This window comes from Pseudoxanthomonas sp. GW835-FHT14C01, assembly GCF_058793715.1.
Genome location: NZ_JBXAGB010000001.1, coordinates 784,650 through 796,895, shown reverse-complemented (window position 1 = coordinate 796,895; position 12,246 = coordinate 784,650). Strand labels below are relative to the sequence as shown.

Annotated in this window: 12 protein-coding genes and 1 pseudogene; 9 read left to right on the top strand and 4 right to left on the bottom strand. The window is 67.5% G+C overall.

What is annotated here, in order from left to right:
• Positions 1 to 17 precede the first annotated feature (17 nt).
• Genes ctaD through AC1Q5B_RS03460 form a run of 4 tightly spaced genes read left to right on the top strand, consistent with a single transcriptional unit; the run spans position 18 to position 3,285 of the window.
• Positions 18 to 1,649 (top strand): cytochrome c oxidase subunit I, encoded by a 1,632-nt coding sequence (ctaD, locus tag AC1Q5B_RS03475; RefSeq protein ID WP_492630334.1) that lies wholly within the window; start codon positions 18 to 20, stop codon positions 1,647 to 1,649.
• A gap of 19 nt (positions 1,650 to 1,668) precedes the next feature.
• On the top strand, positions 1,669 to 1,803 hold the full coding sequence (locus tag AC1Q5B_RS03470; protein WP_268793362.1) for a hypothetical protein: 135 nt from the start codon (positions 1,669 to 1,671) through the stop codon (positions 1,801 to 1,803).
• On the top strand, positions 1,800 to 2,378 hold the full coding sequence (locus AC1Q5B_RS03465) for a cytochrome c oxidase assembly protein (RefSeq protein ID WP_492630333.1): 579 nt from the start codon (positions 1,800 to 1,802) through the stop codon (positions 2,376 to 2,378). The genes AC1Q5B_RS03470 and AC1Q5B_RS03465 overlap by 4 nt, the downstream gene beginning before the upstream one ends.
• A 28-nt stretch (positions 2,379 to 2,406) precedes the next feature.
• Complete coding sequence (locus tag AC1Q5B_RS03460) at positions 2,407 to 3,285, top strand: cytochrome c oxidase subunit 3 (RefSeq protein WP_492630332.1); 879 nt, start codon at positions 2,407 to 2,409, stop codon at positions 3,283 to 3,285.
• 94 nt (positions 3,286 to 3,379) lie between these two features.
• Here the strand turns inward: AC1Q5B_RS03460 and AC1Q5B_RS03455 are convergent, their stop codons facing one another.
• Positions 3,380 to 3,601, bottom strand: coding sequence for a twin transmembrane helix small protein (locus tag AC1Q5B_RS03455; RefSeq protein ID WP_162335975.1), 222 nt, complete (start codon positions 3,599 to 3,601; stop codon positions 3,380 to 3,382).
• A gap of 89 nt (positions 3,602 to 3,690) precedes the next feature.
• Between AC1Q5B_RS03455 and AC1Q5B_RS03450 the strand changes: the two genes are divergently transcribed.
• Genes AC1Q5B_RS03450 through cyoE form a run of 4 tightly spaced genes read left to right on the top strand, consistent with a single transcriptional unit; the run spans position 3,691 to position 7,130 of the window.
• Positions 3,691 to 4,425: an SURF1 family protein gene (locus AC1Q5B_RS03450; protein WP_492630331.1), complete on the top strand. Its 735-nt coding sequence runs from the start codon at positions 3,691 to 3,693 to the stop codon at positions 4,423 to 4,425.
• Positions 4,426 to 4,451: 26 nt separating this feature from the next.
• Positions 4,452 to 5,024, top strand: a complete 573-nt coding sequence (locus AC1Q5B_RS03445) for a redox-active disulfide-containing membrane protein (protein WP_492630330.1) — start codon at positions 4,452 to 4,454, stop codon at positions 5,022 to 5,024.
• 22 nt (positions 5,025 to 5,046) lie between these two features.
• On the top strand, positions 5,047 to 6,192 hold the full coding sequence (locus AC1Q5B_RS03440) for a COX15/CtaA family protein (protein WP_492630938.1): 1,146 nt from the start codon (positions 5,047 to 5,049) through the stop codon (positions 6,190 to 6,192).
• Positions 6,192 to 7,130, top strand: coding sequence for a heme o synthase (gene cyoE / locus AC1Q5B_RS03435; protein WP_492630329.1), 939 nt, complete (start codon positions 6,192 to 6,194; stop codon positions 7,128 to 7,130). Before AC1Q5B_RS03440 ends, cyoE begins: the two co-directional genes overlap by 1 nt.
• Before the next feature lie 147 nt (positions 7,131 to 7,277).
• Here cyoE and AC1Q5B_RS03430 read toward each other — a convergent pair whose 3' ends face one another.
• A complete protein-coding gene (locus tag AC1Q5B_RS03430) occupies positions 7,278 to 7,778 on the bottom strand; it encodes a protein tyrosine phosphatase family protein (RefSeq protein ID WP_492630328.1) in 501 nt (166 codons plus the stop codon).
• A gap of 10 nt (positions 7,779 to 7,788) precedes the next feature.
• Entirely contained in the window at positions 7,789 to 9,528 is a 1,740-nt protein-coding gene (gene dnaG / locus AC1Q5B_RS03425) for a DNA primase (RefSeq protein WP_492630327.1), read from the bottom strand.
• A 54-nt stretch (positions 9,529 to 9,582) separates the two neighbouring features.
• Here dnaG and dld point away from each other — a divergent pair.
• Positions 9,583 to 11,274, top strand: a pseudogene (dld, locus tag AC1Q5B_RS03420) (D-lactate dehydrogenase); the annotation flags it as partial.
• Here dld and AC1Q5B_RS03415 read toward each other — a convergent pair.
• Entirely contained in the window at positions 11,234 to 12,190 is a 957-nt protein-coding gene (locus AC1Q5B_RS03415) for a YihY/virulence factor BrkB family protein (RefSeq protein ID WP_492630326.1), read from the bottom strand. The pseudogene dld and the gene AC1Q5B_RS03415 overlap by 41 nt on opposite strands.
• Positions 12,191 to 12,246: the final 56 nt, after the last annotated feature.

Sequence of the window (12,246 nt, the reverse complement as noted above, 5' to 3'; positions counted from 1 at the left end):
TTCAAGAGAGTAAGCACATGGCCAACTCCAACGTCGCCCACGATTCTCATCACGAGGGGCACGACGATCATCACGGTCACCAGCAGGGCTTCATCGACCGGTGGTTCTTCTCCACGAACCACAAGGACATCGGTACCCTCTACCTGATCTTCAGCTTCATCATGTTCATCATCGGCGCGGGCATGTCGGTGATCATCCGTGCCGAGCTGATGGTGCCGGGCCTGCAGTTCGTCAGCCCCGAGTTCTTCAACCAGATGACCACCGTGCACGCGCTGGTCATGATCTTCGGCGGCGTGATGCCGGCCTTCGTCGGCCTGGCCAACTGGATGATCCCGCTGCAGGTCGGTGCGCCGGACATGGCGCTGCCGCGCATGAACAACTGGTCCTTCTGGATCATGCCGTTCGCCTTCACCCTGCTGCTGATGTCGCTGTTCCTGCCGGGCGGCGCGCCTGCCGGCGGCTGGACGCTGTACCCGCCGCTGTCGCTGCAGGGCGGCTACAACGTCGCGTTCACCATCTTCGCGATCCACATGATGGGTGTCAGCTCGATCATGGGCGCCATCAACATCATCGCCACCGTGCTGAACATGCGCGCGCCGGGCATCGACCTGCTGAAGATGCCGATCTTCTGCTGGACCTGGCTGATCACCGCGTTCCTGCTGATCGCGGTGATGCCGGTGCTCGCCGGCGCCGTGACCATGCTGCTGACCGACAAGTTCTTCGGCACCAGCTTCTTCAACGCGGCCGGCGGCGGCGATCCGGTGATGTACCAGCACATCTTCTGGTTCTTCGGTCACCCCGAGGTCTACATCATGATCCTGCCGGCGTTCGGCGTGGTGTCGGAAATCATCCCGACCTTCAGCCGCAAGCCGCTGTTCGGCTACCAGGCCATGGTGTACGCGACCGCCTCGATCGCGTTCCTGTCGTTCATCGTGTGGGCGCACCACATGTTCACGGTGGGCATGCCGCTGGGCGGCGAGATCTACTTCATGTTCGCCACCATGCTGATCGCGATCCCGACCGGCGTGAAGGTGTTCAACTGGGTCAGCACGATGTGGCGGGGCTCGCTGTCCTTCGAAACGCCGATGCTGTGGGCTGTGGGCTTCGTCATCCTGTTCACCATCGGCGGCTTCTCCGGCCTGATGCTGGCCATCGTGCCGGCGGACTTCCAGTACCACGACACCTACTTCGTGGTGGCGCACTTCCACTACGTGCTGGTGACCGGCGCGCTGTTCTCCATCATCGCCGCCACCTACTACTGGTGGCCGAAGTGGACCGGCCGCATGTACAACGAGTTCTGGGGCAAGTTCCATTTCTGGTGGACGATCGTGTTCGTCAACCTGCTGTTCTTCCCGCAGCACTTCCTGGGCCTGGCCGGCATGCCGCGCCGCATCCCGGACTACAACCCGGTGTTCGCGGACTGGAACTTCATCAGCTCGATCGGCGCGTTCGGCATGTTCGCCACGCCGTTCATCATGGCGGCGATCCTGTGGTCCTCGCTGCGCAACGGCAAGAAGGCCGAAGCGCGCGCGTGGGAAAACGCCAAGGGCCTGGAGTGGACCGTGCCGTCGCCGGCGCCGCACCACACCTTCACCACGCCGCCGGTCATCAAGGACGGCGACCTGGCGCACGGCGACGTGACGCACTGAGACGGTCGAGCGACAGCGCATGAACGTCCCCGCCTTCACTCCCGAAGAACTCGCACGCCGCCGCAGGGCGGTGCTGCGGACCGCGTGGGTGATCGGCGGCATCGCCTTCGCCATCTTCGCGGCCTTCATCGGTCGCGCGGTGCTGAGCGCATGACGGCCGCCAAGTCCAACTCGGCGGGCCTGTTCAAGCTGGTCGGCGTGGCGATGGCGGTGTTCGTGCTGACGTTCTCGCTGGTGCCGCTGTACCGCATCGCCTGCGAGAAGGTGTTCGGCATCCGTCTGGAACAGGGTCCCGGCCAGGCCTCGGCCGTGGCCGCCGCCAAGGCCCCGCGCACGGTCACGGTGCAGTTCGACGGCGGCGTGAACTCCAAGCTGCCGTGGGCGTTCAACCCGGAACAGTTGACCATGCAGGTCGTGCCCGGGGAGCTGTACGAAGCCAAGTACTTCGCCCGCAACGACAGCGACAAGGCTGTCGTCGGCAGCGCGGTGCCGTCGGTCGCGCCGGCGCGCGCGTCGGGCTACTTCACCAAGACCGAGTGCTTCTGCTTCACCGCCCAGACGCTGCAGGCCGGCGAAAGCCGCGACATGCCGGTCCGCTTCATCGTGGATCCGGACCTGCCGCCCGAAGTGAAGACGATCACCCTGTCGTATACCTTCTTCAAGAACGACGCCCTGACCGCGCAGATCGGCACCGGCAATGCGTCGCCCTCGCCGCTCGCGGCACCCTGAATTCGCCTTAGCAACCGGAAGCATCGCCATGGCAAACGCCCCATCGCCAGACGCCAACATCTACTTCGTGCCGCACAGCTCCAAGTGGCCGTTCGTGGGCTCCATCGCCATGTTCGTCACGATGTTCGGCGTGGCCAGCTGGCTCAACGACCTCGCCTGGGGCATGTGGACGTTCTACGCCGGCGTGGTGGGCCTGTGCGCCACGCTGTTCATGTGGTTCGGCGACGTGATCCGCGAATCGGTGAGCGGCAGCTACAACCGCCAGGTGGACGTGTCGTTCCGCATGGGCATGGTGTGGTTCATCTTCTCGGAAGTGATGTTCTTCGCCGCGTTCTTCGGCGCGCTGTTCTACGCCCGCACGCTGTCGCTGCCGTGGCTGGGCGGCGAAGGCGATGGCGTGATGACCAACAGCCTGCTGTGGGAAGGCTTCTCGGCCGCGTGGCCGAGCGCCGGCCCGGGTCAGGTGGGCGGTCAGTTCCAGACCATCCCGGCGTGGGGCCTGCCGCTGCTCAACACGCTGATCCTGCTGACTTCGGGCGTGACCATCACCATCGCGCACCATGCGCTGAAGGCGGGCAACCGCAGCCAACTGCTGATCTGGCTGGGCGCCACCGTGCTGCTGGGTTGCGTGTTCCTGTTCTTCCAGGCCGAGGAATACATCCACGCGTACAAGGAACTGAACCTGACGCTGGGCTCGGGCATCTACGGTTCCACGTTCTTCATGCTGACCGGCTTCCACGGCCTGCACGTGACGCTGGGCACGATCATGCTGGCGATCATCTGGTTCCGCTGCGCCAAGGGCCATTTCTCGAAGGACGACCATTTCGGCTTCGAAGCCGTGGCGTGGTACTGGCACTTCGTCGACGTGGTGTGGCTGGGCTTGTTCCTGTTCGTCTACGTGCTGTAAGTGCGGGCGATGCCGCAACGAAGAAAGGGCCGGCAATGCCGGCCCTTTCTTTTGCCCGGTTGGCGCGGCGTGCCGCGCGCGGGACAATGCGTACTCAGCCCGGGTTGATTCCGTGCGGCTGGATCCAGCCCATCTTGATGGCCAGCACCACCAGCAGGATCAGGCCGACGGACAGTGCGATGCGGCGGGTCAGCGCGTTCACCGTGCGCTTGCTCTCGCCCTTGTCCACCAGCATGTAGTACAGGCCCGCGCCCAGGTTCCAGACGATGAGGATGAGGAAGGCGATGATCAGCAGGGTTTTCAGCGAATCGTTCATGGCGTCCTCGATGGGACCTCGGCGGTGAGGCGCGCATTATCGCTCCACCGGCGTGAGCCGATGGTGGGTGCGACATTCGGACGCAGCGCGTGAGCCGACGCATGCCGCTGCCGATGGGCTGGACCCTGGCCGTGCTGGCGATGTCGCTGTTCGGCAGCCTCGGCGCCTGGCAATGGGGCCGGGCCGAACAGAAGGAGGCCATGCTGACGGAGACGTCGCGCGTGCTGGCCGAGCGCCAGCCGCAGCCGCTGGCGTTGGCCGCGGACAAGGCGCGGTCGCAAGCCTACGACTGGGCGGCGGGTGAGGGCGAGTTCCTGCCTGCGCCGGCCATCCTGCTCGACAACCAGACGCGCGATCGCCAGCCCGGTGTGCGTGCCTATCGTGTCTTCCAGCCGGCCGACGCGGGAGCGCCGCTGCTGGTGGAGCTGGGCTGGCTGCCGGTCCCGGGCAACCGCGTGATGCCGGCCGTGGCGCCGCTGTCGGGGCAGCGTCGTGTGGCGGGCCTGCTGGTGCCACCGCCCTCGGAAGGCATCGCCCACGCGCCGCCCAGCGCGCAGCCGGATGGCAGCCTGCTGGTGATCGCGCTGCAGCGGCAGGAGATCGGCCAGGCCCTGGGCCTGTCTTCGCTGGCGCCGCGCGTGCTGAAGCTCGATCCCGCCCTGCCGTTGGGCTACGACCGCGACCTCGACGTCCTGCCCAACACGCTGCCGCCGGAGCGGCACGTCGGGTATGCCGTGCAGTGGTTCGGGTTGGCCGGTGCGGTGCTGGTCACCGCGCTGGTGCTGACCTGGCGTAGCCGGCGGGGTGCGCAGAAGGGGCAATGATCGCCCGGGCGTGAGAAAATGCGCCCATGGACCCAAAACCATTCGATCCCGCCCAGCGGCGTCGCGGGCGGTGGATGCTCGTTGCCCTGTTCGCCCTGTTCTTCGGTACCGTGTTCGGCGCCGGCCTGCTGCGTTTCTCCGGCTGGCAGCCGGCAGGCCACAAGAACCATGGCCTGATGCTGCAGCCTCCGGCCGATGCACGCGACCTCGCGCCGGCGCTGGCTGACGGCGGACGCTACGACTGGAAGCCGGCGGAGCGCCGGTGGCGCATCGTCGCGGCGCCCGCACCGGGTTGCGCACAGGCGTGCACGAAACTGGCGACCGACCTGGATACGGTGTGGCAGCTGTTCGGCCACAACGCCACGGAAGTCGACATCCTGTGGATCGGCGATTATCCGGCCGACGCGCCGCGTCACTCGGCGCTGCGCTTGGTGCGCGCCGACGATGCGCTGCGCGCGCGGCTGCCGCAGGTGGACGACGCGGCAGGCACGCCGGTCTACGTGATCGATCCCCACGGCTTCATCATCCTGCGCTACGCCCCCGGCTTCGATCCGGGTCACCTGCGCACCGATGTCTCCAAGCTGATCAAGCTCATCTGAGCCACCGCCAGAACCACAGATGATGAATGCCGTTACGCGTCCCGTGATCTACCGTCATTTCCACCGTATCGCCTGGCTGGCGGTCGCGCTGACGTTGTGCGTCGTCGTGTTCGGCGCGTTCGTGCGTCTGTCCGACGCCGGCCTCAGCTGCCCCGACTGGCCGACCTGCTACGGCCGCGCCGCCTGGCCGAAGGCGGTGGACGAAGCCGCCTCGCACGTCGCCAGCGAGATCCGCCCGTTCGAGACCCACAAGGCTTGGCGCGAACAGGTGCACCGCCACCTCGCCGCGTCGCTGGGCGTGCTGGTGCTGGTGCTGGCGTTGCTGGCGGCGCGCCGCCGTCGCTGGGGGGTCGCGCAGATCCTGGTCGCCGCCGGTCTGGTCGGTGCGGCGATTCCGCTGTACATGCACGGCGAACACGTGGAGGCGTCGGTGCTCGCCATCGTCGGCGAAGCGATCCTGCTGTTCGCGGCATTGCGCTGGTCGAACATCGACCTGGCGCGCGCGGGCGCACTGACGCTGGCGGTGATCATCTTCCAGGCCCTGCTGGGCATGTGGACGGTGACCTGGCTGCTCAAGCCGATCGTGGTGATGGGTCATCTGCTCGGCGGCCTGACCACGTTCTCGCTGCTCGTGTGGATGGCCTGGCGTGCCACCGACCGGCCGATCACGCTGGCCGATGCGACCGTGCTGCGACGCTGGCTGATCGGCGGCCTGGCGCTGCTCGGCATCCAGATCGCACTGGGTGGCTGGGTCAGTGCGAATTACGCAGCGCTGGCCTGCGGCATGGATTTTCCGAAGTGCGTGGGCCAGTGGGCGCCACCGGCGGACTTCGGCGAGGCCTTCGTGCTGTGGCGCGGGATCGGCGTCGATTACGAAGGTGGCGTGCTCGATGGCGCGGCGCGCATCGCGATCCAGCTTAGCCATCGCATCATGGCGGTGATCGTCGCCCTGTACGTGCTCGCGCTGGCGCTGCGCCTGTTCCGCACGCCGGGCATGCGCAGCTGGTCGCTGACCCTGGTCGTGCTGATCGTCGCGCAGGTCACGCTGGGCATCCTCAACGTCAAGCTCAACCTGCCGCTGCCGGTCGCCGTGGCACACAACGCCGGCGCCGTGCTGCTGCTGTTCACGATGGTCTCGCTGACCGCGCGCCTGCGCAGGCCCGACTGATGGCCTCGACGTTCCGCCAGTATTGGGATCTGACCAAGCCGCGCGTGGTGGCGCTGATCGTGTTCACCGCGATCGTCGGCATGTTCCTCGCCATCGACGGACTGCCGGACGGTGCCGAACTTCTGCGCGGCGCGCTGGGCTTCCTCGGCATCTGGCTGGCCGCGTCCAGCGCCGCGGCGATCAACCAGCTGCTCGACGCGCGCATCGACGCGAAGATGGCGCGCACGTCGTGGCGTCCGCTGGTGCAGGGACAGGTGAAGCCGTGGCAGGCGCTGGTGTTCGCGCTGGTGCTGGCGGCGCTGTCGATGGCCATCCTGGTGCTGTGGGTCAACACGATCACCGCGATCCTGACCTTCGCCTCGCTGATCGGCTACGCGGTGATCTACACCGTGTTCCTGAAGCGCGCCACGCCGCAGAACATCGTCATCGGCGGCATCGCCGGCGCGGCGCCGCCTCTGCTCGGCTGGGCGACGATGACCGGCATGCAGGGCGAGTGGGACTGGCCGCACGCGCTGCTGCTGGTACTGGTGATCTTCGTGTGGACGCCGCCGCATTTCTGGGCGCTGGCGATCTTCCGCCGCGAAGACTACGCGCGCGCGCTGGTGCCGATGCTGCCGGTGACGCATGGCGTGACGTACACGCGCTGGCAGATCCTGTTCTATACGGTGCTGCTCGTCGAAGTGACGGTGCTGCCGGTGGTGTTCGGCATGAGCGGCTTCTTCTACCTGGGCGGCGCGCTGGTGCTCGGCGCGGTGTTCCTCTGGTACGCGTGGCGCCTGCTGGACCCGCCGGACGAATTCTTCGCCATGCGCGTGTTCAACTACTCCATCGTCTACCTGATGGCGCTGTTCGCCTTCCTGCTGGTCGACCACTGGGTGATGCCGCTGCTACGGCCCGCGGCATCGGTGGCGGGCATCGAGTTCGTGCCGGCGGGTTGACGACGCCGTTGTAGAAGCGGCGTGAGTCGCGACCGCGAGAACGGAGCTGCGTGAAGCTTGGAGGAGCCTGCTGATGAACGCTGAAGGACCATGCGCGTCGCCACTGCGATGCATGCGGTCGGCGTGCGGTCGCGACTCACGCCGCTTCTACAACGGCTTGGCTGCGTCCGGCACGCCCAGCCGCTCCACCACCACCGGTTCCAACGACGTCAACCCGGCCTTGCGGCCCAGTTCCAGGGCTTCCTCGTGCGGAACGCCCCGCGCCGCCGCGTCCATCGCCAGCAGCGCGCCGACGCGGTTGCCGGAGGCACAGTGCAGCAGCACGTCGCTGTCCTGCGCCCTCAGCAGGTCGCCCAGCGCCTTCGCGTTTGCCGGCGTGACGTCTTCCTTTCCGGCGATCGGCAGGGCAAGGTAGTTCAGGCCAAGCCGCTGCGCTTCGGTGACCTCGTCGTAGCCGCGGTCTTCCTGAGGTCCGCGCAGGTCGATCACCGTACGCACACCCTCGGATTTCAGACGCACAAGATCGTCCTGCGACGGCTGGCCGCCGGTATGCAGGCCGGGCTGGGGTTGGGCGAAGTCGGTGGCATGCGCGGCGAACGATCCGCAGCCCCCCAGCAAGGCCGATAGCAGAAAGGCGAAGCGGATCATCACGGACTCCTCAATGGCGGCCGATGCGGGCCTGCAGCAGGGTGCGCAATTCGTACTTGTCGGTTTCGTCCAGGCCTTGGCTGCGCTGCTTGGCCTGCAGTTCGTCCAGCCGCTGCTGCAGCATCTGCTTCTCCAGCTGCACAGCGGCATCGAGGAGTTCCTGGCGCCAGCTGTCCTCGTCGCCAGGCAGGTCCTGCATCGCCAGCTTCTGCAGCGCGGCGGCCTCGTCGCGTTCGGCGAAGTGCTCCAGCAGCACGCCGGTGGTGATGTCGGGACGGGCATGCACCAGGTCGATCAGTTCCAGCAGCAGTTCCATGCCGGCCAGCCGCAGCGCCGAAAACCCATGCGTCGATTCGATCGCCAGCGCCAGCGACGGCTTGTGCAGCAGGCGCACGATGATGCTGCGGACCAGGCTGGGCTTGTTGTGGCCTGAATGCGAAGGCGACGCACGCCGCGTCGATGCGGGTGGTGCGGCCGGCGCGGCGCCCGTATTGCCTGCGCCGACGCCGGTGATCTCGGTCAGGCGCTGGCGCATCAGGTCGCCGAACGCGCCATCGGGAATCTGCGCGAGCAGCGGGCGCGCGCGCTCGGCCAGGCGTGCCTTGCCGTCGAGCGTGGACAGCTTGATGTCCTTGGCCAGTTCGTCGAAGAAGAACTGCGACAGCGGCATCGCCTGCTGCAGGCGCGCGTCGAAGCCTGCCGCGCCTTCCTGCCGCACGATGGTGTCGGGATCCTCGCCATCGGGCAGGAACAGGAAGAACGCCTGCCGTCCGTCCTTCATGCGCGGCAATACCGATTCCAGCGCGCGCCACGCCGCGCGCTGGCCGGCAGCGTCGCCATCGAAGCAGAAGTACACATCGGGCGCGTTGCGGAACAGCAGCTCGGCGTGTTCCGGCGTGGTCGCCGTGCCCAGCGTCGCCACGGCTTCCTTCACGCCGAACTGGAACAGCGAGACCACGTCCATGTAGCCCTCGACCACGACCAGTCGCGCGATCTTCTGGTTGGCCTGCTTCACCTGCCACAGGCCGTACAGCTCGCGGCCCTTGTGGAACAGCGCGGTCTCGGGCGAGTTGAGGTACTTCGGGCCGTCGTCCTTCTGCAGCACGCGGCCACCGAATGCGATCACGCGCCCGCGGCGGTCGTGGATCGGGAACATCACCCGGTCGCGGAACTTGTCGTACACATGGCCGCGATCGTTCTTCGAGAACAGGCCGGCCCGCTCGAGCAGTTTCATCCGGCGCTCGTCCGTGCCCAACGCATCCTTCAGCGCCGAATAGCCGTCCGGCGCATAGCCGATCATGAACTGCGTGCGGATCGCCGCGTCCACGCCGCGGCCATCGAGATAGGTCTTCGCCTTTTCGCTGCCGTCGAGGTTGCGCTGGAAGAAGCGCGCCGCCGCTTCCAGCGCATTGAACAGATCGCGGGTATCGTTGTTCTCATTGCGCTGCTGCGTCTCGCGCGGCACCTCCATGCCGTTGCGGCGCGCCAGCTCCTCGACCGCATCGAGGAACTCGAGGCGGTCGTAGTTCATCAGGAACGACAGCGCCGTGCCGTGCGCGCCGCAGCCGAAGCAGTGGTAGAACTGCTTGGTCGGCGACACCGTGAACGACGGTGAGCGCTCGTCGTGGAACGGACAGCAGGCCGAGTATTCCTTGCCCTGCCGCTTCAACGGGACGCGCGCGCCCACCACCTCGACGATATCCGTCCGGGCGAGCAGTTCGTCGATGAAGGCGTCGGGGATGCGGGCCATGGGACGCATAGGATGCCATGCCGGGCCACAGGGCCGGCGCGCTACCATGCCGCCATGCCCGTCGACGCGATTCCCGATGACGTCCTGCTCGCGCGATTGCGCGCGGCGGTCGGTCGTGCGCATGTGCTGACCGGCGAGCGCGCCACGCGGCGCTACCGCAAGGGCTACCGCTTCGGCGACGGGCCGGTGCTCGCGGTCGCCTGTCCGGGCACGCTGCTGGAACTGTGGCAGGTGCTGCAGGCCACCGTGGACGCGGGACGCATCGTGCTGATGCAGGCCGCGAACACCGGCCTGACCGGCGGTTCCACGCCGGATGGCGAGGGCTACGACCGTGGCATTGTCCTGGTCAGCACGTTGCGCCTCACCGGCGTGCAGCTGCTCGACGGCGGGCGCCAGGTCGTCTGCCTCCCCGGGGCAACGCTGGATGTACTGGAGAAGCGGCTGGCGCCGCTGGGCCGCGAACCGCACTCGGTCATCGGGTCTTCGTGCATCGGGGCGTCCGTACTGGGCGGCGTCTGCAACAACTCCGGCGGCGCGTTGGTACGACGCGGGCCGGCCTACACCGAGCTCGCGCTGTACGCGCTGGTGGGCGAAGACGGTGTGCTGCGGCTGGTCAACCATCTCGGCATCGCACTGGGCGACACGCCGGAAGAGATCCTGTCGCGACTGCAGGCCGGCGACTACGGCGCGGATGCCGTCGTCCATGATGCAGCGCAGGCGGCGTCCGATCCCCATTACGCCGATCACGTGCGCCAGGTCGACGCGCCCACGCCGGCCCGCTACAACGCCGATCCGTCGCGCCTGCACGAGGCCTCGGGTTGTGCGGGACGGCTGGCGGTATTCGCCGTACGGCTGGATACGTTCGAGCAGGACGCCGCCTCCGTTTTCTACATCGGCAGCAACGACCCGGGCGACCTCACCGACGTGCGCCGTCATCTGCTGACCGCGTTCGAGCGGCTGCCGATCGCCGGCGAGTACCTGCATCGCGACGCCTTCGACATCGGCGACCGCTACGGCAAGGACACCTTCCTGCTGATCGACCGGTTCGGCACCGGCAGGGTGCCCGCGGCCTTTGCGCTGAAGAGCCGCCTGGATGGGTGGTGCGAGCGGTTCGGCGTGCCAGGGATGGTGGATCGCATGCTGCAGTCACTGGCCGCGTTGCTGCCCGACCACCTGCCGCCGCGGCTGCGCGCGTACCGCGACCGCTACGAACACCATCTGCTGCTGAAGGTATCGACCCGCGATGCGGAGGCGACGCGTTCGTTCCTCGACCGCTTCTTCGCCGAACGCGAGGGCGATTTCTTCGCCTGCGAGGCGGACGAGGGCCGCAAGGCCTTCCTGTTGCGCTTCGCGGTCGCCGGCGCGGCGGTGCGCTATCGCGCTGTGCACGCCGCGCAGGTCGAGGACATCGTCGCGCTGGACATCGCCCTGCGCCGCGACGACCGCGCGTGGGTGGAAACGCTGCCGGCCGAGCTCGCTACCACGATGGTGGCGCGGCTCTATTACGGGCACTTCTTCTGCCATGTGTTCCACCAGGACTACATCGTGAGGAAGGGCATCGATCCGCTGGCGGTGGAGCATCGCCTGTGGGACCTGCTCGACGCGCGCGGCGCCGAATATCCCGCCGAGCACAATGTCGGTCACCTGTATCGCGCCAAGCCGGCGCTGGCCGAGTTCTACCGTGCGCTGGATCCGACCAACAGCTTCAATCCCGGGATCGGCCAGACATCGAAATGTCGCCACTGGGCGGATGCGGCGCCATCACCGGATCCGCCGGTGTCGCCGTCGACAACGGCCACCGCACGTGCAGGCGCTCATCGATCACCGCCGTGATCAGCGCGCCGACAAAGAACACCACGCTGGCGTAGTAGATCCAGACGAGCAACAGCACCAGCGCACCCATCGAGCCGTAGGCGCTGCCGGGTGCGGCCTCCGCCAGATACAGGCCGATCAGGTAGCGGCCGGCGGCGAACAGCAGCGCCGTGATCGCGCCGCCCAGGAAGGCCTGCTTCCACGCCACGCGCCGGTCCGGCAGATAGTGGTAGAAGAAGGCGAATGCCAGCGCATAGAGCAGCAGCGTGGTGGTATAGCCGAGCGCGGGCAGGACCGACGGCAGTCGTGCGAAGACCACCTGCAACGCCGTCGTGGCGACCATCGAGACGACCAGCAGGAAGCCGATGGCCAGCACCACGCCGAGCGAGAACACGCGCTTCTTCAGCCAGGCCAGCACGCCGTTGAGCCGCTGCGCATCGGTGCGGAAGATGAGGTTGAGCGCGCCCTGCAATTGCGCGAACACCACGGTGGCGCCGATGAAGAGCAGGGCGGTACTCCACCACCCGGCCAGCGAGCCGACATCCGGCCGATCGCTGGCGTTGCGGATCACCGTCTCCGCCACGGTCCCGGCGCTGGGGCCGGCGAGCTGCTGGATCTGGTCGAGCAGCGATTGCTGCGCCGGCGGATACAGCGACGCGGTCAGCCACAGCAGCAGGATGAGCAGCGGGGCCAGCGACAGCAGCGCATAGAACGACAGCGACGCCGCCTGCGTCATCAGGTCGGTTTCGACGAAGCGTCGCACCAGCGCCGCCGGGAGGCTGCGGCTGGCGCGTTCGCCGGCATCGCGCGCCCGTGCGCGCAGGGTACGGAAGGAGACTCGACGTTCCATGCGCCGAGCGTGCCAAGCGCGGCGTCAGCAGTTCGTTATGGCGACGTGGTCCTCGC